Source organism: Telluria sp. LT1R51-2 (assembly GCF_059685775.1).
In genome coordinates this window covers 982,566-1,004,217 of sequence record NZ_JCASIM010000001.1, presented here as the reverse complement: position 1 = coordinate 1,004,217, position 21,652 = coordinate 982,566, and the positions used below count along the sequence as shown (strand labels likewise).

The following is a 21,652-nucleotide window of genomic DNA, read 5'->3' as shown; positions in this document are numbered from 1 at the left end:
CGACGTTATTCCTTGTTGGGGGTAGCAGAGGATGGGGAAGCAGCTTCGGCGAAGCGGGCCAGGATGCGCAGGTCGTCGCCCACGCGCGTGACGTCGTGGAAGCGCAACTGGCGCCGCTCGGTCAGTTGTGTGAGCGGCGGCAGGTCGAACATGCCCTGCCCCGGGCCGATCAGGCTCGGGGCCAGGTAGACCAGCAGTTCGTCGACGCAGCCTTCGCGCACGAGCGATGCATTGAGTTTGCTGCCCGCTTCGACGTGGACTTCATTGACTTCGCGCCGGCCCAGTTCGCGCATCAGCGCCGGCAGGTCGACCTTGCCGTGGGCGTTCGGCAGGTACAGCACCTCGTGGCCGGCGGCGCGCAGGGCGGCAGCCTTGTGGTCGCCCGGCTGCTCGACCGCCGCGACGAGCCAGCACGGCTCGCCCTGCAGGATGTGTGCATTCAGGTCGATCTCGAGGCGGCTGTCGACGATCACGCGGCGCGGCTGCATCGGCGTGGCAAGCCCGCGCACGGTGAGTTGCGGGTTGTCGGCCTTGACGGTGCCGATGCCGGTGACGATGGCGCTGGCGCGCGCGCGCCACGCATGGCCGTCGGCGCGTGCATCGGGGCCGGTGATCCACTGGCTTTCACCGCCGGCCAGCGCCGTGGCGCCGTCCAGGCTGGCCGCCACTTTCAGGCGCACCCACGGCAGGCCGCGCACCATGCGCGAGAAGAAGCCAATGTTCAGTTCCTGCGCCTCGCGCGCCATGATCCCGGAGCGCACGGCGATGCCCGCCGCTTCCAGCTGCGCCAGCCCGCGCCCGGCGACGAGCGGATTGGGGTCGACCATCGCCGCCACCACGCGGCCCAGGCCAGCAGCGATCAGCGCCTCCGAGCACGGCGGCGTGCGGCCGTGGTGGCTGCACGGTTCGAGCGTGACATAGGCAGTGGCGCCGCGCACGTCGTTGCCGCGCTCGGCGGCGTCGCGCAGTGCCTGGATTTCAGCGTGCGCCTGGCCGGCCGGCTGCGTGTGGCCGGCGCCGATCACGACGTCGTCCTTGACGATCACGCAGCCGATGCGCGGATTGGGCGCCGTGATGAACATGCCGCGCGCCGCCCAGGCCAGCGCCGCGGCCATGCCTTCGGTGTCGTTGAGAATGGGTTGGCTGTCGTGGGTCACGTGGTCTTTCATCGATGCGCGTTTTTTAGGCCTGCTTCAGGGCGGTGCGGCGGCGCCGTCGCAGCCGGCGTCGCGGGCCGGGTTGCACAGGCGCGGGCGGCCAAGCATGTTGATTTTAATACGGCGCACCTGACCGCCGTGGAACAACGACAGCGTGCCCGGCCGCGCGGCGGCGCTGCTGGTCGTGCTGCAACTGCGCCCCGCGCCATTGTAGGCGATGTATTGTGGGGCTGCAGCGCTGGCAAAGGAATAGCCCACCTGCACCCCTTGCGCCAGCGTGGCGCGCACGGCCAGGATGTCGTCGCCCGCGCCTGCCCGGCGATCGTTGTCACGATCGACGTAGACGGTCCAGCCGCGCGACCAGTCGATGCCGGCCGCGTCGTTGGCCGTGACGATCACCGGCTCGTTGCGGGCGATCGCCTGCGAACGCGCCAGCTGGATCGCACTGTACAAGTCGCTGGCGGCCACGCGCAGTTCCTGGCCCTGCACGATCCGGTGCAGGCCGGGCGCCGCCAGCGCCGCCGTGATGGCCACCATGCCCAGCACCACGGCCAGTTCGGCCAGGGACACGCCGCGGCAGCGGGCGCGCCGGGTAGTCCGGGGCATCGGCGGGTTCACGGCCGACGCTGTCATGGCCAGCAGCGCGAGGATGCGCCGCTGGCGCCCTGCGCACCGGTACTGTCCAGCGTCAGCGTGCCGCATTCACGATCGGAAAATGCAGCGTTGACGCTGGCGGTGCCGGGCCGTGCGCGCAGCAGGATGCATGCGGCAATGGGCTGGCCCGGACAGGCGTCGCCGTCGAGCTCGTAGGCGCTGGCAGCGGCGCTGTTGCCGAGCCAGGTGCGGAACTGACGCGTGTCCGGGGTGCTGGTGGCGATGGAGAACGCGATATAGGTGTGATGCTGGGCGCGGTATTGTTCCTGCCGCTGCATCACGTCGAGCAGCGCCAGCTGGGCCTCGACCCGGCGCGCCTTGACGATCTGGTGCGCATACGACGGATACGCGACCGATGTCAGGATGCCGACGATCGCCAGCACGGCCAGCAGTTCGATCAGTGTGAAACCGTTGCGATGTCGTGTCATGCGTTTTGCTCCTGTTTGCGTCTGTTTGCGTCTGTTTGCGTCTGTTTTGCGCTAATGGCTCATTCGGCTGCGGCCGCAACCAGTGCGGACCAGTTGCCGATCTCGCGCCAGCCAACGCGCTGCCCGCGCGCGCCACCGGGTGGTTTGCGGAAATAGGCCTGCAGCGCGACCCGGGCGCCGGTCATGCTGCCAGCGCCGCGCGCAGCAATGCGGTACAGCTGCCCTTCGCCGGAGGCCGGCATCAGCTCGATCAGGTAGCGCGGCAGCGCGAGCGGCAAGCCGCCCTCGCCCGTCGGCAGCGTGGCGCCGGTGAACGTGCCGAAGGCGATGGCAGGCCCGGCATCGACGGCGAGCCGGGCCAGTTGCCGGTTGGGGTCGGCGTCGTGCGCGCACAGGCCGCTGTACGGCCGGGCGCCGAGACAGCCACCGATGAACGCATCCGCACTGCCGCCCAGGATCGCATTGGCGCGCGCCGAGCCCGGCGCCGCGCCGCCGTCGATATCGTGCTCGGCATCGGTTAAAGCGGCCTTTGCCATTTGCATGGCCAGCACGCGATCGCGTTCGTACGCTGCGCCGCGCGCGCTTTGCAGCGCACCACGCGCCGAAGCAATGCCCGTCATCAGCACCGCCAGCATCAGTACGAGCGCAGTGATGAGCGCGATGCCAGCCTGGCGCCGTGGCATGGGAGAGTGTCGATTGCGCATGCGCGGCTCAAGGCGCGGCCAACGGCGGCGCGGTGGGTAGCGCAGCGCGCGGCCCAGTGGGCGGTGACGCGGGCGGTGACGCGGGCGGTGCAGCAGGCGGTGCAGCAGGCGGCGCAGCGGGCGGCGCAGCGGGCGGCGCCGCCGAAGGTAAAACGGACAGCGCGACGGGCAACGCAATCACTGCGCCATATACCTTGCGCAGGCGCGCCTCGCTGTCACCGTCAAGATCGGCCGCCGCCAGCCGGACACCCGGATCGGCAGCGGCCAGTGCACCGTCGTACCCTGGCCCGAACAGCCAGTGCACGAGGTTGGCCCCGCTGCCGGCAGCCTGACGCGGCCCATGCAGCAGCAAGCCGACACGCACGCTTGCCACGCGCTTCCAGTGGCTGCGGGTACGCAGATCGGCATCACGCTCATCCGGCGTCGACCCGGCCAGTACCAGCGCCGCATCCAGCGCCCGGATTGCGCTGGCATTCACGTACCGGTTGGGCGCGCCATCGCCATCGGTGTCGAGCCCGTAGAGCACCTGGAAACTGTCGACACGCCCTGCCACGGCATCGGACGACCAGTTGCCGGCGCCCCGGTATTTGCAGCGCAATTCGGCGTCGCCCTGCGCATTGCGCGCGACATAGAAGATGCTCCAGCCTTCCTGGTCGCGATGGACTGGAAAGCCGGCGCAATCGAGCGTGCCGCCATCACCATCCGGTGGTGCACCGGTGCCGGCAAAGCGCAGCGCCAGCACGTCGCTGCCGTTGACTGTGGCCGGAAGCGGCGCATCGATGCCGGCGCCGGCGTAGGTCAGCGAGGCCGCATCCAGTCCGGCAACCGCAGCCGGTGCTGCCGGGTCAAGCGCCGGATGCGCCGCCCAATCGACGTGACCGGCCAGGCGCACGGCGCGTGCCAGCGCGTCCAGCGCGTAGCGTCCGGCGTCGTCCATCTCGGCCGCGTCGAGCAGCGCTGCATGCGCCCGCGTGGCGCCGATCAGCAGCGAACCTGCTGCCAACAGCACGGCCAGGCCGAGCACCATCGCCACCATGAATTCGGCGATGGTAAAACCAGGCTGGCGCACGCCCGCACGACGGGGATGCCTCATTGCGCCACCATCAGCACGAACGCCGGCGCGTCGTCATTGCCGTGCCAGCCGATCTTGATCGCCACCGCCGCATGCGCACCGCCGCTGCACGCCCACCGATAGCGGCGGCTGCCGGCATCCCATGGCGCCGCATCGCGGCAGACGGCGATGCGCCCGCCGGGAAAGCGGCCGTGCACGAGCAGGCGTGTTTCATCGAGGTCGAACGCCGCCAGCGCCAGCGGATCGCATGCAGCGGTGCCGAAGCATGTGGGGGCGGCAGCAGGCGGGCCGTCGGCGACGGCGTCGTAGTCGAGTGAAAGATAGGGATTGTCCGCATCGGGCAGGCGCGCCACCGGCCCGTTCGCTGTAATACGCGCCGCCAGCGAACCCGCCAATTGCCCCGCTTCGGCCGTCAAAGCCGCCTGCTGGCGCGTACGGTCGGCCGCCAGTTGCGCCGCGCCCGCACCGACGACACCGATGGCGAGCACGAACAGCGCCACCAGCACTTCGATCAGCGTAAAACCGCGGTGTGAATGGATACGCACGCAAGCCTCCCGATAACGAGCTACGACGTTATCAGGCCGGTTTTACACGCCCGTGCGGCGGCGCAAGCGTACGCCGCGCCGTTCGGGGAACCTCGGGGATGGATTAGTTGTCGAGCTTGCGCTGGTGCCCGACTTCGGCCAGCGCTGCCTGGAACGAATCCAGGTCTTCGAAATTCTTGTAGACCGATGCGAAGCGGATATACGCGATCTTGTCGAGGCCCTTGAGCTCTTGCATTACGAGCTCGCCCACATGGCCGGTGTCGACTTCACGCAGGCCGCTGGTGAGGAGCTTTTCTTCGATGGAAGCAACGGCCTTGTCGATGGCTTGGGCGGCCACCGGGCGCTTGCGCAGCGCCAGCATGAGGCTGCCGCGCAGCTTGGATGAAGCAAACTCGGTACGGCTGCCGTTCTTCTTGACGATGATCGGCATCGACAGTTCGATGCGCTCATAGGTGGTAAAGCGCTTGTCGCACTTGCCGCAGCGGCGCCGGCGCCGGATGGCGTCCCCCTCCTCCGATACGCGGGTATCGAGGACTTGTGTATCTTCATGCTGGCAAAAGGGACATTTCATGGCGCCGGGGCTGCAATACTACGTGGAGACTACCGGGCCAGCGAACCGGCCCGGATAGACAGGGTCAGCCAGCTCAGGCGGCGTAAACCGGATACTTGCTGGTCAGTTTCTTGACTTCGCCCTTGACGCGCTCGATGGTCGCGGCGTCATGCGGGTTGTCCAGCACGTCGGCGATCAGGTTGCCCACGGTGACGGCGTCTTCTTCGACAAAGCCACGCGTCGTGAAGGCCGGGCTGCCCAGGCGGATGCCCGAGGTGACGAACGGCTTTTGCGGGTCGTTCGGGATGCCGTTCTTGTTGCAGGTCATGTGCGCCTGGCCCAGGATTGCTTCGGCTTCCTTGCCGGTCAGGTTCTTGGCGCGCAGGTCGACCAGCATCACGTGCGATTCGGTGCGACCCGACACGATGCGCAGGCCACGCGCGGTCAGCGTGTCGGCCAGTGCCTTGGCGTTCTTGACGACCTGCTGCTGGTAAGTCTTGAACTCAGGCGTCAGCGCTTCCTTGAACGCGACGGCCTTGCCGGCGATCACGTGCATCAGCGGACCACCCTGGATGCCCGGGAAGATCGCGGAGTTGATGATCTTCTCGTGCTCGGCCTTCATCAGGATGATGCCGCCGCGCGGGCCGCGCAGCGACTTGTGCGTGGTCGAGGTGACGAAGTCGGCGAACGGCACCGGGTTCGGGTACTCGCCTGCAGCGATCAGGCCGGCGTAGTGGGCCATATCGACCATGAAGTAGGCGCCGACGGCCTTGGCGACCTTGGCGATGCGCTCGAAGTCGATCTTCAGCGAGAACGCCGACGCGCCGGCGATGATCATCTTCGGTTTGTGCTCGTGCGCCTGGCGCTCGAGCGCTTCGTAGTCGATGTCTTCGTCAGCGGTCAGGCCGTACGAGACGACGTTGAACCACTTGCCCGACATGTTCAGCGGCATGCCGTGGGTCAGGTGGCCGCCTTCTGCCAGCGACATGCCCATGATCGTGTCGCCTGGTTTCAGCACGGCGAAGAACACGCCCTGATTCGCCTGCGAGCCCGAGTTTGGCTGCACGTTGGCGGCTTCTGCGCCGAACAATTGCTTCAGACGGTCGATCGCCAACTGCTCGACGACGTCGACGTATTCGCAGCCGCCGTAGTAGCGCTTGCCCGGATAGCCTTCGGCGTACTTGTTGGTCAGTTGCGAGCCCTGCGCTTCCATCACGGCCGGCGAGGTGTAGTTTTCGGACGCAATCAGCTCGATGTGGTCTTGCTGACGGACGTTTTCTTTCTGAATGGCATTCCACAGATCCGGATCGACATTGGCCAGCGTATGGTCTTTAGCAAACATGTAAAACTCCAATCGATAGTATTCCAGGCAACGAGCGGCGCTGTGTGCGGGTGCGGGAGCCAAAGGGCGCGGGCAGCCGCGATCGAACGCGTACCGGTTGATGGCTGCCCAGGCGAACGGCGTATGGCGTCTCACGTTCCCCGGTGGGTACCCACCTTTGCCGCGCTGCGCACCAATCGGTGGCGCTTGTGCGGTGTTTCGCCAGTTACGTGAGACGTAAAGTCCGCAAATTGTACTGAACTCCCCATTGAAGGGCAAGGAAAGCGCCGTTCTGGTGACCAGCCGGGACGTAATCGCCTGCCCGCCACGGCGGCCTGATCATTTCGGCTACAATTTTGCCAGCCTGCATTTGCCTACTTCTATCTTCCCCACCTTCCTTTTCAAGGATTCATCATGATCGTCCTCATTACCGGCGCATCGGCCGGCTTCGGCGCCGAAATGGCGCGCACCTTCGTTTCGAACGGCCACCGCGTGATCCTGGCAGCCCGCCGCACCGATCGCATCGCCGATCTGGCCGCCGAGCTGGGTGACGCCGCCCTGCCGGTAACGCTGGACGTCATCAGCCGCACCTCGATCGAGGCAGCACTGGCCGGTTTGCCGGCTGACTGGAAACAGATCGATGTGCTGATCAACAATGCCGGCCTGGCGCTCAACACGGTGCCGGCGCACGAAGTGCCGCTGGACGACTGGGACACCATGATCGCCACCAATTGCAAAGGCCTGGTGACGATGACCCGTCTCGTGCTGCCCGACATGGTCGCGCGCGGCAGCGGGCTGGTGATCAATATCGGCTCGACTGCCGGCCACTACCCTTATCCAGGCGGCAATGTGTACGGCGCCACCAAGGCCTTCGTGGAGCAGTTCACGCTCAATCTGCGCGCCGATCTCGTCGGCACCGGCGTGCGCGCCACCAATCTGGCCCCGGGCCTGTCCGGCGGCACGGAATTCTCCAATGTGCGCTTCAAGGGCGACGATTCGGCCGCAGCCAAAGTGTATGAAGGCACCACGCCACTGAGCGCAAAAGATATTGCCGACACCGCGTACTGGATCGCGACGCTGCCGCCGCACGTCAACGTCAACAGCATCGAACTGATGCCGACCTGCCAGGGCTTCTCGCCATTCACGATCAAGCGCGCCTGACCAGGCGCGCGTCCGCGCAGGCACCTGCGCGGACAGGCTGGATGGCCACCGATAGCATGCCCGCCATTTGTGAGAAAATGTTACAGTGATTGGTCTTTTTGCCAAGTATCAAGTCTACTACCGCGCAAAAGCACAATTTTGTGCGAGGGGTACGTAAGTAATTTCCACGATCGATCGCCTGAAACGGTGATATCGAGAAGGAAACTCGCGTAGAATGTTTCTCATGTTCATGTATCGGCAGTAACAATGTCTTCAGTATTTAACTGGCCAGTCAGGGTGTATTACGAAGATACCGACGCTGGCGGCATTGTCTTCTATGCCAACTACCTGAAATTTTTCGAACGCGCCCGCACCGAATGGCTTCGGTCACTCGGTGTGCAGCAGCAAGCCCTTCTGGATACGGACAACACCGCCTTCGTCGTCAAGAACGTGACGCTCGATTACCACGCTGCGGCGCGCCTCGACGATCAGTTGACGATCCAGACCAGTATTGCCAGGCTGGATCGCGCATCGGTCCAGTTCCTGCAGCAGGCCTGGTGCGGTGAAACCCTGCTCAACACGGCGGGCGTGACCGTGTGTTGTGTCGATATTGCCACAATGCGCCCGCGCCCCTTGCCTGACCACGTGGCTGCTAAAATGCGTGCCGCCTGAATACATACCTAAATACATAGCCCATGACCGTCACCCCAGACCTTTCATTCGTCGCCCTGATCGGCAATGCCCACGTGCTGGTGCAATTGATCATGGCCTTGCTGTTATTGCTGTCGATCGTGAGCTGGACTTACATCTTCCGCAAGGTATTCGCAATCCGCGCTGCCCGTGCGCAGACCGAGCAGTTCGAACGCAGCTTCTGGGCCGGCGGCAACCTGCACACGTTGCACCAGAGTGCCAGCAGCCAGCGCGACCAGAGCGGCGCCCTGGCCCGCATCTTCGAGTCCGGCATGGGCGAATTCATCAAGGGCAAACAAGCGTCGCGCGAAACGCTCGACATGAATTCGGTGCTCGACGGCGCCCGCCGCGCCATGCGCGCATCGTTCCAGCGCGAACTCGATGCACTGGAATCGCACCTGAACTTTCTGGCGTCGGTTGGCTCGGTCTCGCCGTACATTGGCCTCCTGGGTACCGTCTGGGGCATCATGAACGCGTTCCGCGGCCTGGCCAGCGTCGAGCAAGCCACGCTGGCGATCGTCGCGCCCGGCATTGCCGAAGCACTGATCGCCACCGCGATCGGCCTGTTTGCTGCGATCCCGGCCGTGGTGGCGTACAACCGCTTCACGCACGATATCGACCGCCTGGCCAACCGCTTCGAGAGCTTCGTCGAAGAATTCTCGAACATTCTCCAGCGCCAGTCGCGCTGATCGAGGGAGCCTGACCATGGCCTTTTCCAGCAGCATGCGCGGCGGACGTCGCCGCAAGTTCAAATCCGAGATCAACGTCGTGCCTTACATCGACGTGATGCTGGTGCTGCTCATTATCTTCATGGCAGTGCCGGCCAACCAGGCGCCGAGCGTGGTCAACCTGCCGCGCGCTGAAAAATCGGCACTGCCGCCGGACACCTATATCCAGGTCTCGATCGAGCCCGAGAATCGCCTGTCGATCGGCGTACAGGGCAAGGGGCGCGTGGCCCAGGAAGACGTGGCCGACCGCTCCGCCCTGCTGCAGCGCCTGCGCGCGCTGCACGAAGAACACCCCGATTATCCGGTGCTGATCGCGGGCGACCGCGAGAGCAAGTACGACGACGTCATCCAACTGATCTCGGAAGCCAAGAAGATGGGTATCAACCGGGTTGGCCTGGCCACCCAGTGATGTCGATGCATTGATGCCTAGAATATGCCCGAAATAAAGCCAGACAACGCCGGCGTGCCGTACCACGTGCCGCCTGAACCGAGCCGCCTGCCATCGTTCCTGTTGGCAGTGGCCGTGCACGCCGCGTTGCTGGCGTTTCTGTGGATCGGCGTGAGCTGGACGGCCAAGACGCCGATCACCGTCGAGGCCGAAGTATGGGACATGTCGGTGCAGACCGCCGCCGCCCCCGAGCTGCCACCAGAGCCTGCCCCGGAGCCCGAGCCAACCCCGGAGCCAACGCCTGAGCCGGAACCCGCGCCCGAGCCGACGCCGGAGCCGGTGCGCACCCCGCCACCGCCGCCGCCACCGGTGGTCGAAGAGCCGGCACCGAAGCCGGCGCCGGACATTGCCCTGCAGCGCGAAAAGGAACGCAAGGCCGAAGAAGCGAAGAAAAAAGCGCTGGCCGAGAAACGTGACGCGGAAAAACGCGAGCGTGAAGAAAAGCTCGCCGAGCAGAAGAAGAAGGACGAGGCCGAGCGCAAGCAGAAAGAGAAAGAAAAAGAGCTGCTCGCCAAGAAGGAAGCGGACCAGAAGAAGAAAGAAGCCGAAAAGGAAGCCGACAAGAAAGCGGCAGCCCTGGCGGCGGCTGAAAAGAAAAAAGAAGCGGACGAGAAAAAGAAAGCCGATCAACTGGCGGCGGCTGCCGACAAGAAGAAAGCGGATGCCGCGAAAGCCAAGGCAGCCGCTGCCGAAGACGCCAAGCTGGCGAAAATGCGCGCCGACGAACTCAAGCGCATGGCCGGTGCCATGGGCAGCGGCGGCAGCGCCGCGAAATCGACAGGACCGAAGTCGGACGGCGGTTATATCGCCGCGATCACGGCAGCCATCAAGAGCAGCACGGCCTATCCGGGTAACACCGATGTGTCGGGCAATCCACGCGCCACGTTCCGCGTCGACCAGTTGCCGACCGGTGAAATCATGTCGGTGCGGTTGGTGAAAAGCAGCGGTGTGCCGGAATTTGACAGGGCAGTGGAAAATGGTATCAAGAAGGCATCGCCACTGCCCAAAAAGAAGGACGGGACCGTGGAGCGTACGCTTGACGTGAATTTCTCGATGCGCGATTACGATTGATTCGGTTCGAACCAGTTTTACAAGAGAAACTATGAAAAAAATCCATTTCCTGCTGTTTAGCGCGTCCCTTGCCATGGGATCAGCAGCCAATGCGCAGCTGCAAATCGAAATCGCCGGTGTCGGCAGCAACCAGATTCCGGTCGCGATTGCGGCCTTCGCCGACGAATCCGTCGCCCCCGATAAAGTGTCGGCCGTCATCCGCGCCGACCTCGAGCGCAGCGGTGTGTTCAAAATCATCGACGCCGGCCAGGTCATCAGCGACCGCGACGCCGGCAGCATCAACCTGGCCGCCTTCAAGGCCAGCGGCGCCGACGCGCTCGTGGTCGGCAGCGTATCGAAACAACCTGACGGCCGTTTTGCCATCCGCTACAAGCTGATGGACACGGTCAAGGGCGGCGAAATCTCGCAGATGGGTGGCGAAGTCCAGCCTCGCTACACGCGCCTGCAGGCGCACCGCATCGCCGACGACGTCTATGAAAAGCTGACCGGCGTGCGCGGCATCTTCTCGACCCGCATCGCCTACGTGAAGGCCGACAGCAGCGCCAAGCGCTATATCCTGGCCGTGTCGGATGCCGATGGCGAGAACGAAGTTATCGCCACTCAGGGCAAGGAGCCGATCATTTCGCCATCCTGGTCGCCGGATGGCTCCAAAGTCGCCTACGTCTCGATGGAAGACCGCAAGCCGGTCGTGTATCTGCAAGACCTGATGACGGGTCGCCGCAACGTGATCTCGAACCAGAAGGGCAACAACTCGGCGCCATCGTGGTCGCCGGACGGCTCGACGCTGGCCGTGGCCCTGTCGAAGGACGGCAATACCGAGATCTATTCGGTCAATTCGGGCGGTACGGGCCACAAGCGCCTGACCAACAATCCGGCGATCGATACCGAACCGCAGTTCTCGGCCGACGGCCGGACCATTTATTTCACGAGCGACCGCAGCGGTGGCCCGCAAATCTACAAGATGAGCGCAGCCGGCGGCAACGCCACCCGCGTGACGTTCAATGGCAGCTACAACATCAGCCCACGCGTGTCGTCCGACGGCAAGACGCTGGCCTGGATTTCGCAGCGCGGCGGCGCTTACTCCTTATATGCGATGGACCTGGCCAGCGGCCAGGAACTGCGCCTGGCCGATGGGGCCACCGAACCGAGTTTTTCGCCTAACGGCAAGTACATCATGTATGCAACCAAGGGTGGCGGTCGCACCTCGCTGGCCGTGGTGTCTGTGGATGGACGAGTCAAGCAACGCTTGACGACCAAAGCGGGAAACATTCGGGAGCCCAGCTGGGGTCCCTTCATGAAGTAAGAAGTAAAACCTCAACATAACAGGAGAAAATCCATGCGCAACTTCAAGAGTGTAGCTTTCATCGTTTCCACCGCAGCCCTGCTGGCCGCTTGCTCGTCGCCAACCAAGCTGAACGAAACCCCGGTCGTCGAGAAATCGCCAACGCCGGCAGCGCCAGCTGCTGCCGACCCACGTGACATCAACCCGGTCCAGACCGGCAGCGTCGATCCGCTGAACGACCCGCAAGGCGTTCTGGCCAACCGCAGCGTCTACTTCGACTACGACAGCTTCGTCGTGCGCGCTGATGGCCAGCCAGTGGTCCAGAACCACTCGGGTTTCCTGACCAAGAACACGTCGCGTAAAGTCCTGATCCAGGGCAATACCGATGAACGCGGCGGCACCGAGTACAACCTGGCCCTGGGCCAGAAGCGTGCTGAAGCCGTCCGTCGTTCGATGGCGTCGCTGGGCGTGTCGGAAAGCCAGATCGAAGCCGTGTCGCTGGGCGAAGAAAAGCCAAAAGCCACCGGCAGCAACGAAGAATCGTGGGCTGAAAACCGCCGCGCAGACATCGTCTATCAATAATCGATTCGGCTGAACAAGCCGGACAGGTTCGATTGACAGGGGGCGGGACGCAGTGCAGACTGCTACCCGCCCCTTGTTTTATCTCAGCAACCGCCGACGTCACCGGCTTAGTAGAAAGAACACAACGCTTATGCTCAAACTGTCCAAGTCCCGCCTCGCATGCCTCGTGCTGGCCCTGTCGCTGCCGCTGCACGCCGCCGCCGGCCCGTTCGACGACGAAGAAGCGCGCAAGGCCATCCTGGACCTGCGCACCAAGGTGGACAACATCACGCGCGACCTGACCACACGCATCGACAGCAAATCGGACAAGACGGTGCAGATCGAGATGCTCAACCAGCACGAGCAGACGATGCAGGAAATCGCCCGCCTGCGCGGCCAGATCGAAGTGCTGGCCAACGAGGTCGCCAAGGCCCAGAACAGCCAGAAGCAGCTGTACGCCGACCTCGACGCCCGTCTGAAAAAAGTCGAGCCGCGCGCTGAAGTCATCGACGGGCAGACGGCTGAAGTACTGCCGACCGAAAAGACCGCGTACGAAGCCGCCACCGCCCAGTTCCAGGCCGGCGACTACAAGGGCGCCTCGGTCGCGTTGCAGGAATTCGTCCGGCAGTATCCGCAGTCGCCGTACGCATCGAATGCGCAGTACTGGCTCGGCAATACGTTCTACGCACTGGGCGACTACAAGAAGGCCATCGCGGCGCAGCAGGTCGTCACCACCACCTACGCCACGAGCCAGAAGGTGCCGGACGCGATGCTCAATATCGCCAGCAGCTACACCCTGCTCAAGGACAACAAGAACGCGAAGAAGTCGCTGCAGACACTGGTAGCGAAGTACCCGGAGTCGAGCGCCGCGCAGACCGCGCGCGATCGCCTGGCGTCACTGAAGTAACGACAACAGCAAGTCACACGCTTGAGACAAACACCGGGCGCGGCATTTGACAGCGCCGGTGTCGCCCCCTATAATCTTGCTTCTTCGGGTCGTTAGCTCAGCTGGTAGAGCAGCGGACTTTTAATCCGTTGGTCGCAGGTTCGAATCCCGCACGGCCTACCAAAGATTCAGCAAAAAAGCCAACCTCCGGGTTGGCTTTTTTGTGTTCCGCTCACATTAGGATGATCGCACCATGACTTATGAAGATTTTCTCGACGAGGTGACCACGCTCCTCACGGAGATGTATGACCTCACCGACGAAGCGGCGATCAAGCTGGTGGTCGATGCGCAAGCCAACGATTACTTCGTCGCGCACGACGACAAGGAAGAACTGCGCACCGCCGAGCAAGCCAAGCTGGACGCCACCGCGCTCCACGAAGGCAAGCAGAACCGCAACCAGACGCAGCGCAAGCAGCAGCAGCGTCAGGTGCAGAAGAAAAAAGCCGTTTAAGCAGGCATTGCCGCTCAGTGAATAACCGTAGGGTGGACGGCTATGCCGTCCACCCTACGGCGCATCAGCGTTCAAGCCAATGTGACATGCCGCGGTGCGAAATTGGTTCGAACGCGTATCAGGCCGCCACGGCCGGATGCGCTTGCTTGCGGTACAAGAACTCCAGCACCTGCCGGCGATGCTCGGTATAGCGCGCATCCTGCGCCAGCGCCACCCGGTCGCGCGGCCGCTCGAGTTCCACGGCGACGATTTCGCCGATCGCGGCCGCCGGTCCATTGGTCAGCATGACGATCCGGTCCGACAGCAACACTGCCTCGTCCACATCGTGCGTCACCATCACTACCGTGGATTTCGTCGCCGCCACGATCTTGAGCAGTTCGTCCTGCAAGTGCGCGCGCGTGAGCGCGTCGAGTGCGCCGAACGGTTCGTCCATCAACAGCACCTTCGGCTGCATCGCCAGCGCCCGCGCGATGCCGACGCGCTGCTTCATGCCGCCCGAGATTTCATGCGGGCGCTTCGTTTCGGCACTCGTCAAACCCACCAGCGCAAGCGCATCCATCGTCCGCTCGCGCAACTGCGCGCGGGATTCGGTTGAACCAAAGACGCGCTCGACGCCCAGATGAATGTTCTCGTAGCACGTCAGCCATGGCAATAACGAATGGTTCTGGAACACGACCGCACGCTCCGGTGACGGGCCGCCGATTTCGCGGCCCGCGCAGATCAGCAACCCAGCGGTGGGCTTGAGCAAACCGGCGACCAGGTTCAGCAGCGTCGACTTGCCGCAGCCCGAGTGGCCGATCAGCGTGATGAATTCGCCCTTGCTGACCGTCAGATCGATCCCCTGCAACGCCGGGAACACGCCCTTCTTCGTGTGAAACGCCATCTCCACGCCGGTGATGTCGATGAATTTCTTTTGCAGTTCGTCCATGATCGAAACCCTTTCAGTTAGCCACTTGTTCGTGGGTCAGTGCGCGCGCCAGCGACACCAGCGCCAGTTCGAGCAGCAGGCCGACCACGCCGATGATGGCAATCGCGATGATGATGTGCGCCACGTTCAGGTTGTTCCATTCGTCCCATACCCAGAAGCCGATGCCCACGCCGCCGGTCAGCATTTCGGCCGCGACGATGACGAGCCAGGCAGTGCCGATCGCCAGGCGCACGCCGGTCAGGATGTACGGCAGCGCCGATGGCAGCAGGATCTTGGTGAGGATCTTCCACTCCGACAAATTCAGCACGCGCGCCACGTTCATGTAGTCCTGCGGCACGCGCTGCACACCGACGGCCGTATTGATGATCATCGGCCAGATCGAGCAGATGAAGATCGACCAGATCGCCGCCGGATCGGCCGACTTGAAGACCAGGAGGCCAATCGGCAGCCAGGCCAGCGGCGAGACCGGCTTGAGCAGGCTGATGATCGGGCCGAACATGCGGCTGACGAACTGCACGCGCCCGATCACGAAGCCCAGCGGAATCCCGATCAGCGCCGCCAGGCCGAAGCCGATCGCCACGCGCTGCAGCGACGCCAGCACGTTCCAGCCGATGCCCTGGTCGTTGGGGCTGTTGCGGTAAAACGGATCGGCAAACAGTTCGAGCGCCGCCTGCCACGTGACCAGGGGAGACGGAAACGCCTCGTTCTGCGCGGCGATCACTTGCCAGACCAGCAGCACCAGCGCGATGCCGGTCAGCGGCGGCGCCACGCGCCGCACCAGCGCGGCAAACGGCTGCGCGCGGCGCGCAGCGACAGCGGCAGCCGGCTTGCGCGGTGTGGCGGTGCGCGCCGGGCCGCTGACGGCCACCGGCGCTGGCGCCGGCTCGTTGGGAACGGATTTCAACAGGGCATTCATGACGGCTCCTCGCAGTACGGGTGAATGATCAAGCCTTGACCTTGAACGACGCGGCATATGCCTGTGGGTTCTTGCCATCCCACACGGTGCCGTCCATCAGCTTTGATGTGCGCAGCAAGCCCGCCGGGACCGGCGTCTTCGTCATCGTCGCCGCGTCCTTGTACAACTGAACCTGGTTGACGGCGGTGGCCACGGCCAGGTAATCCGGATCGGTCTTGAGCAAGCCCCAGCGGCGGTGCTGCGTCATGAACCACATGCCATCGGACAGGTACGGGAAGTTGACCAGGCCATCGTTGTAGAACTTCATGTGGTTCGCGTCGTCCCAGGTCTTGCCCATGCCGTTCTGGTACCGGCCCATGATGCGCTGGTCGATCGCGTCCTTGCTGGTGTTGACATACGACTTGGCGGCGATCACTTCGGCCATCTTGTTCTTGTTGGCCAGCGACGCGTCGATCCACTTGCCCGCCTCGAGGATGGCGGCCATCATCGCGCGGCACGTGTTCGGATTGGCTTTGGCAAACGCCAGCGTCGAGCCCAGCACTTTCTCCGGGTGGTCGCGCCAGATGTCCTGGGTCGTCGTGGCCGTGATGCCGATGCCGTCCATGATGGCGCGGTGGCCCCACGGCTCACCGACGCAGAAGCCGTCCATGTTCCCGATGCGCATATTGGCCACCATCTGCGGCGGCGGCACCGTGATGACTTTGGCATCCTTCATCGGATTGATGCCGTTGGCCGCCAGCCAGTAATACAGCCACATCGCGTGGGTGCCGGTCGGGAAGGTTTGCGCGAACGTGTAGTCGCGCTTTTCGGTGCGCATCAGTTTGGCGAGCGAAGCGCCGTCGACCGCGCCCTTGGTGGCCAGTTGCTTCGACAGCGTGATGGCCTGGCCGTTGTTGTTCAAGCCCATCAGTACGGCCATGTCCTTCTTCTGGCCGCCAATGCCCATCTGCACGCCGTACAGCAGGCCGTACAGCACGTGGGCGGCATCTAGGTCGCCGTTGGCAAGCTTGTCGCGCACGCCGGCCCATGAAGCCTCTTTGCTCAGCACGAACTTGACGCCGTATTTCTTGTCAAAGCCCAGCACCGACGCCATCACGACCGATGCGCAATCGGTCAGCGGGATGAAGCCGATCTTGATCTCGGTCTTTTCGGGCTTGTCCGATCCCGCTGCCCATGCCCCGCCCCCGGCCAGCCCCAGGAGGCCACCGGCCGCGGCCAGCGATGCGCCATGAATGATGTGCCGGCGTGTCCCATCGACGTTCGTGCCGGTAGACGAATTGCCCTGCGCTTGACGCTGTTGATTTTCCATCGCAAATCCCAAAAAGTGATCAGGCAAAAAAAAACGGCTACCGCACATGAACGTGTTCATGCGTTGGTAGACGTCGTTGTCCGGGGAGGCGGGCCAGCGTTGGCATGCACCTCGTGCGCTCCGTTGCGCATTAACCATTACGCAAGCTTCGTGCCAGTGGCCGCCTCAGAGCGAGCTTGGAAATGGCCACCGCTGCGGTGCACCGCAGCATGGCGCGCGCAGTGCACTACGATTGCGCAGCGCCTCTTTTTGGACGGGGTTGCAAGGCGCGCAGGCCGGCTGTCGGTACGCGCGCACGGTTGCCAAGCCAGCCTTCCACAACCCAATGCGTGCATGCTAGGATTGTTTATTGCCTCAAACACAAGCAGAAGCACAGTACTGACCGTGCACCGCCGGGGCCTGCAACTGGAGCCATCTATGCACACCGAACAAGTCCAGCGTCACCGCACGCCGATCCATACGGCGACCGCCGTTGACCGCAGCAATCCGAAGAAGCCGCGCCGTCACATCGCGCAAGACATCGTCTCGAACAGCCGCCGCCTGCGCCAGCGCATCGGCGTGGTTGCCGTCGTCTGCATCGGCCTGGCCACGCTGCTGGTGGCGTTCGAGTAAGCCGGCGCATTACGCACCGCCTTGCCCGCGCCGCGATGACCGGGCTATACTGCCCCGTCACCCGTTCAACCAGGATTGCATGTCGCTGTTGCACACCTTACGCGTCACCCACACCAGCACGGCGCTGCGCCGGTTGCTCATGTGTGCGTGCGCGCTGATCCTGGCACTGCAACTCATGGGCAGCTCGTACCACGAACATGACCTGGCCGAGCAGCTGTCCGATTGTGTCAGCTGCCAGATTGCCGCCCATGCCACGGCGGATCTGCCGGCCGTGTCGCCACAACTGCTGGCCGTTTTCCTGGCGGTCGCCTATCTTCTCGCGCGCCTGCCGCGCCCCGCGCCGTTCTACCGGCGCCAGTACCTGATCCCTTCCCCCCAGGCGCCACCACGCCACCAGTCCGTCCACTGATTCGCCCTTGCGCCGACGCGGTCATCAACGTGACCTGACGGCGTAGCGGCGCGAGTCATCTCCAGCCCGTTTGCCGGCGCCGCTTCTGTGCGTGCGTCTGCATCGAGCATGCACGCTGCGTGCGTGCGTGCGCCGGCATACCTTATCTACTTGAAAGAACATGATGACCATGACCACTCCTGCCATGGAAGCGACCGGCGTGACCGTCGCCTACGGCGCCACGACCGTGCTGCGCGACCTGAACCTGCGTGTCGCGCGCGGCGAAATCTATGCCCTGCTGGGCGGTAATGGCGCCGGCAAATCGACGACGCTCAATGCGTTCCTCGGCTTTCTCGCACCGCAGACCGGCAGCGTGCGCGTGTGCGGCATCGACGTCGCCGCCGACCCGCTGGCCGCGCGCGGCCAGCTTGCCTACGTGCCGGAAAACGTCGCCCTCTACGAACACCTCAGCGCCCGCGAGAACATCGATTACTTCCTGCGCCTGGCCGGGAGTGACCCCATCGCCGCGACCATCGACGATGCCTTGCGCGCGGTGCGGCTCCATCCGGCCGCATGGACGCGTCGCCTGGGCGGTTACTCGAAAGGCATGCGCCAGAAGGTCGCGATCGCGCTGGCCGTGGCGCGCCAGGTGCCGCTGCTGCTGCTTGACGAGCCGACCACGGGCCTGGATCCCCAGGCCACCAGCGAATTCAACACGCTGCTGCAGGACCTGCGCGCGCGGGGCAGCGCCATCTTCATGGTCACGCACGATCTGCTGGGCGCGGCCGAAGTGGCCGACCGCATCGGCTTTCTGGAGCGCGGCCACATCAGCCACGAAGTCGCTGCCAGCGGCGCCGAACACTATGACGTGCGCGACCTGTACCGGCGTTACGCCGGTGCCACCAACGCTGCCGCCAGACCGGAGGCCGCATGAGCGTTTCCCGAGCCCTGCCTGCGGTTGCCGTGGGCGAGTGGCGCGCCATGCTGCGCAACCAGGTGGCCGTCGCTGCCGGCATCCTGATGCTGGCACTTACGCTCGTGGCCATCGTCGTCAGCCATGAGCGCGTCACCGCTGTCAATGCCGAACGGGCGCGCTTCCAGAGCACGGTCGACGCCCAATGGGCCAACCAGCCGGACCGCCACCCGCACCGCGTCGTCCACTACGGGCACTATGTGTTCCGCCCGCTGAGTCCCCTCGCCTTCTTCGATTTCGGCGTCGATCCGTTCACCGGCAGCACGCTGTTCCTGGAAGGTCACCGCCAGAACAGCGCCAACTTCAGCGACGCCGCCCAGTCGTCGGTGCTGCTGCGCTTTGGCCAGCTGACGCCGGCATTCGTGCTGCAGGTGCTCACGCCGCTGCTGATCGTGTTCCTTGCCTTCGGCAGCGTCGCGCGCGAGCGTGAACGTGGCCAGTTGCGGCTGCAGATCGTGCAGGGTGTGCGGGGCGCGACCCTGTTGCTCGGCAAGCTCGCGGCCCACGCGGGCGTGGCGCTGCTGCTGGGGGCGCCCGCCTTCATCGCGCTGGTGGCGATCGCCGTCATGCACCCGGCCGTCGCCGCCGAGGCGATCGCATTGCTGGGCGGGTATGCGCTGTACCTCTTGGTGTGGGTCGTGGCGGCCGTGCTGGTGTCGGCATCGCTGCCCCGTGCGCGCGACGCGCTGCTGGCGCTGGTGGCCGGCTGGATCGTCACGGCGATTCTGCTGCCGCGCGTGATGCCCGATGTGGCGGCCGGTGACGTGGGCCGCCCGAGCCGTATCGAAACCGAGGTCGCCATCCACGAGCGGCTGGCCGCAATTGGCGACAGTCACAATCCGGACGACCCGTACTTCAAGGCGTTCCGGGCGCGTACACTGGCGCACTATGGCGTGGCGCGCGTGGAAGACCTGCCGGTCAACTACAGCGGCCTGTTGATGGCCGAGGGGGAGCGCATGACGAGCGCCCTGTTCGATGAATTCATGCGCGCCGATCATGCGCGCCAGACTGAAGAAAGCGCGATCGTCCATTCGGCCAGCGTGGCCAGTCCGCTGATCGCGCTGCGCCGCATGTCGACGGCGCTGTCCGGCACCAACCTCGACAGCCATGCGCGCTTCCTGCTCGAAGGTGAACGCTACCGCTATGCGTTCGTCCAGCGCCTCAATGGCCTGCACGTCAACGTCGTCACGCCCACCGGCGCCGGCGACGAGCGCATCGACAAGCACCATTGGGAAGACACGCCGCGCTTTGGCTACGCTCCCGCGCCGTTCGGCGAAGTCGCCGCGCGCCACGCCTGGCCCGCATTCGCCCTGCTGGGTGGCTGGCTGCTGGCGTTATGCGCCATCGGCGGCTGGGTTGCCAAACGTCTGGAAAGGAATCCGGCATGAAAACACTGTTATTGGAACTGCGCCAGATCGCACATTCGCGCCTGGCTGTCGGTGCCGTCGTGCTGCTGATGCTGCTGTCTGCCCTGTCCGTCTGGACCGGCCTGCATACCGTGAGCCAGCAGCGCGCCACGCTCGAACGCATCGCTGCAAGCCATGCTCACGACCGCGCAGCCATCCTGGCCACGCAGCTGCAGGTTGGCAGTAACACCGGGAGCGCCGAAGCCGGCGCGGTCGGCTACTACCTGCCCCACCTGACCGTCAATCCGCCGTCGCCGCTGGCATTCGCCGCCATCGGCGGGCGCGACCTGCAGCCGGCGGCGCTGCGCGTGCGCATCCTTGGTCTGCAGTCGCAACTGTACGAATCCGAGTCGATCAATCCCGAACTGGCGATGCCGGGGCGCTTCGATTTCGCATTCGTGCTGGTGTACCTGACGCCACTGTTCGTCATTGCGCTGATGCACGATCTGGTCTCGAGCGAGCGCGAAGCCGGCCGCCTGCGCCTGCTGGCATCACTGCCGAAAGGCGCAGCCAACACCTGGCGCCGCCGCGTCGGCTTGCGCTACGGTTTGCTGTGGCTGGCCGCGCTGCTGCCGCTGGCGGTAGGCACGTTTGTCGCCGGGGCTGGCGTGACCGGCTTCGCCCGGATTGCGCTGGTGGCGACGCTGTACCTGGCGTTCTGGTTCGGCCTCGCGGCCTGGGTGGCGGCGCGTGCGCGCACGTCGGCGGGCAGCGCCGCGATCCTGCTGGCGAGCCTGGTGGGACTGACGATGATCCTGCCGACGCTGGCCGACGCGGGCATCGCGCGCCTGTCGCCGGTGTCGAAGGGGGTCGAGCTGGCGCTGGCGCAGCGCCAGGCCGTGCACTCGGCGTGGGACGTACCCAAGCCCGAGACGTTCGAGAAATTCTTCCGTACGCATCCCGAATGGAAGGACACGGCGCCGGTCACCGGGCGCTTCCACTGGAAGTGGTATTACGCGATGCACCAGGCGGGCGACGATGCGGTAGCGCCCAGCGTGGCGCAGTACCGCGCCAGCATGATGGCGCGCGAAGACTGGACGGCGCGCGCGGGGCTGCTGCTGGCGTCGGTGAACGTGCAGGTGCTGCTGCACCGGCTGGCCGATACCGACCTGGCCTCGCAACTGGCGTACCACGACCGGATCGGGGCGTATCACACGCGGCTGCGGCAGTTCTTCTATCCGTATCTGTTCGACGAGCGGCCGTTCACACCAGGCGATGCGGCGAAGCTGCCCGTGTACGACGGCCGTGCGATGAAGGGAACGCTGGCGCTGGGGCAGCTATTGGCGCTGGCCGTGCTGGCCCTGCTGCTGCTGGCGGCGGGGCTACGGACCTTGCGCACAGTGAGGTAGGACTGGCGACGGCGCCGCCAATC

25 protein-coding genes, 1 tRNA gene and 1 riboswitch are annotated in these 21,652 nt (G+C 64.8%); of the genes, 15 read left to right on the top strand and 11 right to left on the bottom strand.

Annotation, left to right across the window (positions count from 1 at the left end):
* Positions 1–5: 5 nt before the first annotated feature.
* From ribD to glyA, 8 genes are all read right to left on the bottom strand, one after another.
* Positions 6–1,169 carry a bifunctional diaminohydroxyphosphoribosylaminopyrimidine deaminase/5-amino-6-(5-phosphoribosylamino)uracil reductase RibD gene (gene ribD / locus AC56LH_RS04440; RefSeq protein ID WP_499644371.1) on the bottom strand — a complete coding sequence of 388 codons (1,164 nt, stop codon included), beginning with the start codon at positions 1,167–1,169 and terminating at the stop codon, positions 6–8.
* A 24-nt stretch (positions 1,170–1,193) separates the two neighbouring features.
* Positions 1,194–1,763 carry a GspH/FimT family pseudopilin gene (locus tag AC56LH_RS04435; RefSeq protein WP_499644369.1) on the bottom strand — a complete coding sequence of 190 codons (570 nt, stop codon included), beginning with the start codon at positions 1,761–1,763 and terminating at the stop codon, positions 1,194–1,196.
* 23 nt (positions 1,764–1,786) lie between these two features.
* Positions 1,787–2,239, bottom strand: a complete 453-nt coding sequence (locus AC56LH_RS04430; RefSeq protein WP_499644367.1) for a type IV pilin protein — start codon at positions 2,237–2,239, stop codon at positions 1,787–1,789.
* 59 nt (positions 2,240–2,298) lie between these two features.
* Positions 2,299–2,943, bottom strand: coding sequence for a pilus assembly PilX family protein (locus tag AC56LH_RS04425; protein ID WP_499644365.1), 645 nt, complete (start codon positions 2,941–2,943; stop codon positions 2,299–2,301).
* Positions 2,944–2,950: 7 nt separating this feature from the next.
* Complete coding sequence (locus tag AC56LH_RS04420) at positions 2,951–4,036, bottom strand: PilW family protein (protein WP_499644363.1); 1,086 nt, start codon at positions 4,034–4,036, stop codon at positions 2,951–2,953.
* Complete coding sequence (gene pilV, locus AC56LH_RS04415; RefSeq protein WP_499644361.1) at positions 4,033–4,560, bottom strand: type IV pilus modification protein PilV; 528 nt, start codon at positions 4,558–4,560, stop codon at positions 4,033–4,035. Before pilV ends, AC56LH_RS04420 begins: the two co-directional genes overlap by 4 nt.
* 103 nt (positions 4,561–4,663) lie before the next feature.
* Positions 4,664–5,131 (bottom strand): transcriptional regulator NrdR, encoded by a 468-nt coding sequence (gene nrdR, locus AC56LH_RS04410; protein WP_499644359.1) that lies wholly within the window; start codon positions 5,129–5,131, stop codon positions 4,664–4,666.
* A gap of 73 nt (positions 5,132–5,204) precedes the next feature.
* Positions 5,205–6,452, bottom strand: a complete 1,248-nt coding sequence (gene glyA / locus AC56LH_RS04405; RefSeq protein ID WP_183550524.1) for a serine hydroxymethyltransferase — start codon at positions 6,450–6,452, stop codon at positions 5,205–5,207.
* 99 nt (positions 6,453–6,551) lie between these two features.
* Positions 6,552–6,671, bottom strand: a riboswitch (ZMP/ZTP riboswitch).
* A gap of 174 nt (positions 6,672–6,845) precedes the next feature.
* Here glyA and AC56LH_RS04400 point away from each other — a divergent pair.
* The 10 genes from AC56LH_RS04400 (at position 6,846) to AC56LH_RS04355 (ending at position 13,748) form a co-directional block, all read left to right on the top strand.
* Positions 6,846–7,592: an SDR family NAD(P)-dependent oxidoreductase gene (locus tag AC56LH_RS04400; RefSeq protein WP_499644357.1), complete on the top strand. Its 747-nt coding sequence runs from the start codon at positions 6,846–6,848 to the stop codon at positions 7,590–7,592.
* 246 nt (positions 7,593–7,838) lie between these two features.
* The gene (ybgC, locus tag AC56LH_RS04395) at positions 7,839–8,243 is read left to right on the top strand and encodes a tol-pal system-associated acyl-CoA thioesterase (RefSeq protein ID WP_499644355.1); all 405 of its coding nucleotides are present in this window, start codon (positions 7,839–7,841) and stop codon (positions 8,241–8,243) included.
* A gap of 23 nt (positions 8,244–8,266) precedes the next feature.
* Positions 8,267–8,950, top strand: a complete 684-nt coding sequence (gene tolQ, locus AC56LH_RS04390; RefSeq protein WP_183550516.1) for a protein TolQ — start codon at positions 8,267–8,269, stop codon at positions 8,948–8,950.
* A 16-nt stretch (positions 8,951–8,966) separates the two neighbouring features.
* Positions 8,967–9,398: a biopolymer transporter ExbD gene (locus AC56LH_RS04385; protein WP_183550513.1), complete on the top strand. Its 432-nt coding sequence runs from the start codon at positions 8,967–8,969 to the stop codon at positions 9,396–9,398.
* 24 nt (positions 9,399–9,422) lie between these two features.
* The gene (gene tolA / locus AC56LH_RS04380) at positions 9,423–10,508 is read left to right on the top strand and encodes a cell envelope integrity protein TolA (RefSeq protein ID WP_499644353.1); all 1,086 of its coding nucleotides are present in this window, start codon (positions 9,423–9,425) and stop codon (positions 10,506–10,508) included.
* Positions 10,509–10,539: 31 nt separating this feature from the next.
* Positions 10,540–11,811, top strand: a complete 1,272-nt coding sequence (gene tolB, locus AC56LH_RS04375; protein ID WP_499644351.1) for a Tol-Pal system beta propeller repeat protein TolB — start codon at positions 10,540–10,542, stop codon at positions 11,809–11,811.
* Between the two features lie 33 nt (positions 11,812–11,844).
* Positions 11,845–12,372, top strand: a complete 528-nt coding sequence (gene pal, locus AC56LH_RS04370; RefSeq protein WP_499644349.1) for a peptidoglycan-associated lipoprotein Pal — start codon at positions 11,845–11,847, stop codon at positions 12,370–12,372.
* Between the two features lie 130 nt (positions 12,373–12,502).
* Positions 12,503–13,258, top strand: coding sequence for a tol-pal system protein YbgF (gene ybgF, locus AC56LH_RS04365; protein WP_499644347.1), 756 nt, complete (start codon positions 12,503–12,505; stop codon positions 13,256–13,258).
* Between the two features lie 86 nt (positions 13,259–13,344).
* Positions 13,345–13,420, top strand: a tRNA-Lys gene (locus AC56LH_RS04360).
* Between the two features lie 70 nt (positions 13,421–13,490).
* A complete protein-coding gene (locus AC56LH_RS04355; RefSeq protein ID WP_332529813.1) occupies positions 13,491–13,748 on the top strand; it encodes a hypothetical protein in 258 nt (85 codons plus the stop codon).
* 118 nt (positions 13,749–13,866) lie between these two features.
* On the opposite strand, the gene AC56LH_RS04350 is transcribed toward AC56LH_RS04355, so the two are convergent.
* Genes AC56LH_RS04350 through AC56LH_RS04340 form a run of 3 tightly spaced genes read right to left on the bottom strand, consistent with a single transcriptional unit; the run spans position 13,867 to position 16,901 of the window.
* Entirely contained in the window at positions 13,867–14,676 is an 810-nt protein-coding gene (locus tag AC56LH_RS04350) for an ABC transporter ATP-binding protein (protein ID WP_499644345.1), read from the bottom strand.
* A gap of 13 nt (positions 14,677–14,689) precedes the next feature.
* Positions 14,690–15,592: a nitrate ABC transporter permease gene (ntrB, locus tag AC56LH_RS04345; RefSeq protein WP_499644343.1), complete on the bottom strand. Its 903-nt coding sequence runs from the start codon at positions 15,590–15,592 to the stop codon at positions 14,690–14,692.
* Positions 15,593–15,620: 28 nt separating this feature from the next.
* Complete coding sequence (locus tag AC56LH_RS04340; protein ID WP_499644341.1) at positions 15,621–16,901, bottom strand: CmpA/NrtA family ABC transporter substrate-binding protein; 1,281 nt, start codon at positions 16,899–16,901, stop codon at positions 15,621–15,623.
* 417 nt (positions 16,902–17,318) lie between these two features.
* On the opposite strand from AC56LH_RS04340, the gene AC56LH_RS04335 reads away from it, so the two are divergent.
* The 5 genes from AC56LH_RS04335 to AC56LH_RS04315 all read left to right on the top strand — a co-directional run bounded on the left by AC56LH_RS04335 (position 17,319) and on the right by AC56LH_RS04315 (position 21,629).
* Positions 17,319–17,513 (top strand): hypothetical protein, encoded by a 195-nt coding sequence (locus tag AC56LH_RS04335; RefSeq protein ID WP_499644339.1) that lies wholly within the window; start codon positions 17,319–17,321, stop codon positions 17,511–17,513.
* A 79-nt stretch (positions 17,514–17,592) separates the two neighbouring features.
* On the top strand, positions 17,593–17,922 hold the full coding sequence (locus AC56LH_RS04330) for a hypothetical protein (RefSeq protein WP_499644337.1): 330 nt from the start codon (positions 17,593–17,595) through the stop codon (positions 17,920–17,922).
* Between the two features lie 169 nt (positions 17,923–18,091).
* Complete coding sequence (locus AC56LH_RS04325; RefSeq protein ID WP_499644334.1) at positions 18,092–18,835, top strand: ABC transporter ATP-binding protein; 744 nt, start codon at positions 18,092–18,094, stop codon at positions 18,833–18,835.
* Positions 18,832–20,262, top strand: a complete 1,431-nt coding sequence (locus AC56LH_RS04320) for a DUF3526 domain-containing protein (protein WP_499644332.1) — start codon at positions 18,832–18,834, stop codon at positions 20,260–20,262. Before AC56LH_RS04325 ends, AC56LH_RS04320 begins: the two co-directional genes overlap by 4 nt.
* On the top strand, positions 20,259–21,629 hold the full coding sequence (locus AC56LH_RS04315; RefSeq protein WP_499644330.1) for a DUF3526 domain-containing protein: 1,371 nt from the start codon (positions 20,259–20,261) through the stop codon (positions 21,627–21,629). The genes AC56LH_RS04320 and AC56LH_RS04315 overlap by 4 nt, the downstream gene beginning before the upstream one ends.
* Positions 21,630–21,652: the final 23 nt, after the last annotated feature.

Excerpts from the sequence above, each read along its gene's own strand:
- ribD (WP_499644371.1), bottom strand. The coding sequence starts at position 1,169 with ATGAAAGACCACGTGACCCACGACAGCCAACCCATTCTCAACGACACC.
- AC56LH_RS04435 (WP_499644369.1), bottom strand. The coding sequence starts at position 1,763 with ATGCCCCGGACTACCCGGCGCGCCCGCTGCCGCGGCGTGTCCCTGGCC.
- AC56LH_RS04430 (WP_499644367.1), bottom strand. The coding sequence starts at position 2,239 with ATGACACGACATCGCAACGGTTTCACACTGATCGAACTGCTGGCCGTG.
- AC56LH_RS04425 (WP_499644365.1), bottom strand. The coding sequence starts at position 2,943 with ATGCGCAATCGACACTCTCCCATGCCACGGCGCCAGGCTGGCATCGCG.
- AC56LH_RS04420 (WP_499644363.1), bottom strand. The coding sequence starts at position 4,036 with ATGAGGCATCCCCGTCGTGCGGGCGTGCGCCAGCCTGGTTTTACCATC.
- nrdR (WP_499644359.1), bottom strand. The coding sequence starts at position 5,131 with ATGAAATGTCCCTTTTGCCAGCATGAAGATACACAAGTCCTCGATACC.
- glyA (WP_183550524.1), bottom strand. The coding sequence starts at position 6,452 with ATGTTTGCTAAAGACCATACGCTGGCCAATGTCGATCCGGATCTGTGG.
- AC56LH_RS04400 (WP_499644357.1), top strand. The coding sequence starts at position 6,846 with ATGATCGTCCTCATTACCGGCGCATCGGCCGGCTTCGGCGCCGAAATG.
- ybgC (WP_499644355.1), top strand. The coding sequence starts at position 7,839 with ATGTCTTCAGTATTTAACTGGCCAGTCAGGGTGTATTACGAAGATACC.
- tolQ (WP_183550516.1), top strand. The coding sequence starts at position 8,267 with ATGACCGTCACCCCAGACCTTTCATTCGTCGCCCTGATCGGCAATGCC.
- AC56LH_RS04385 (WP_183550513.1), top strand. The coding sequence starts at position 8,967 with ATGGCCTTTTCCAGCAGCATGCGCGGCGGACGTCGCCGCAAGTTCAAA.
- tolA (WP_499644353.1), top strand. The coding sequence starts at position 9,423 with ATGCCCGAAATAAAGCCAGACAACGCCGGCGTGCCGTACCACGTGCCG.
- tolB (WP_499644351.1), top strand. The coding sequence starts at position 10,540 with ATGAAAAAAATCCATTTCCTGCTGTTTAGCGCGTCCCTTGCCATGGGA.
- pal (WP_499644349.1), top strand. The coding sequence starts at position 11,845 with ATGCGCAACTTCAAGAGTGTAGCTTTCATCGTTTCCACCGCAGCCCTG.
- ybgF (WP_499644347.1), top strand. The coding sequence starts at position 12,503 with ATGCTCAAACTGTCCAAGTCCCGCCTCGCATGCCTCGTGCTGGCCCTG.
- AC56LH_RS04355 (WP_332529813.1), top strand. The coding sequence starts at position 13,491 with ATGACTTATGAAGATTTTCTCGACGAGGTGACCACGCTCCTCACGGAG.
- AC56LH_RS04350 (WP_499644345.1), bottom strand. The coding sequence starts at position 14,676 with ATGGACGAACTGCAAAAGAAATTCATCGACATCACCGGCGTGGAGATG.
- ntrB (WP_499644343.1), bottom strand. The coding sequence starts at position 15,592 with ATGAATGCCCTGTTGAAATCCGTTCCCAACGAGCCGGCGCCAGCGCCG.
- AC56LH_RS04340 (WP_499644341.1), bottom strand. The coding sequence starts at position 16,901 with ATGGAAAATCAACAGCGTCAAGCGCAGGGCAATTCGTCTACCGGCACG.
- AC56LH_RS04335 (WP_499644339.1), top strand. The coding sequence starts at position 17,319 with ATGCACACCGAACAAGTCCAGCGTCACCGCACGCCGATCCATACGGCG.
- AC56LH_RS04330 (WP_499644337.1), top strand. The coding sequence starts at position 17,593 with ATGTCGCTGTTGCACACCTTACGCGTCACCCACACCAGCACGGCGCTG.
- AC56LH_RS04325 (WP_499644334.1), top strand. The coding sequence starts at position 18,092 with ATGACCACTCCTGCCATGGAAGCGACCGGCGTGACCGTCGCCTACGGC.
- AC56LH_RS04320 (WP_499644332.1), top strand. The coding sequence starts at position 18,832 with ATGAGCGTTTCCCGAGCCCTGCCTGCGGTTGCCGTGGGCGAGTGGCGC.
- AC56LH_RS04315 (WP_499644330.1), top strand. The coding sequence starts at position 20,259 with ATGAAAACACTGTTATTGGAACTGCGCCAGATCGCACATTCGCGCCTG.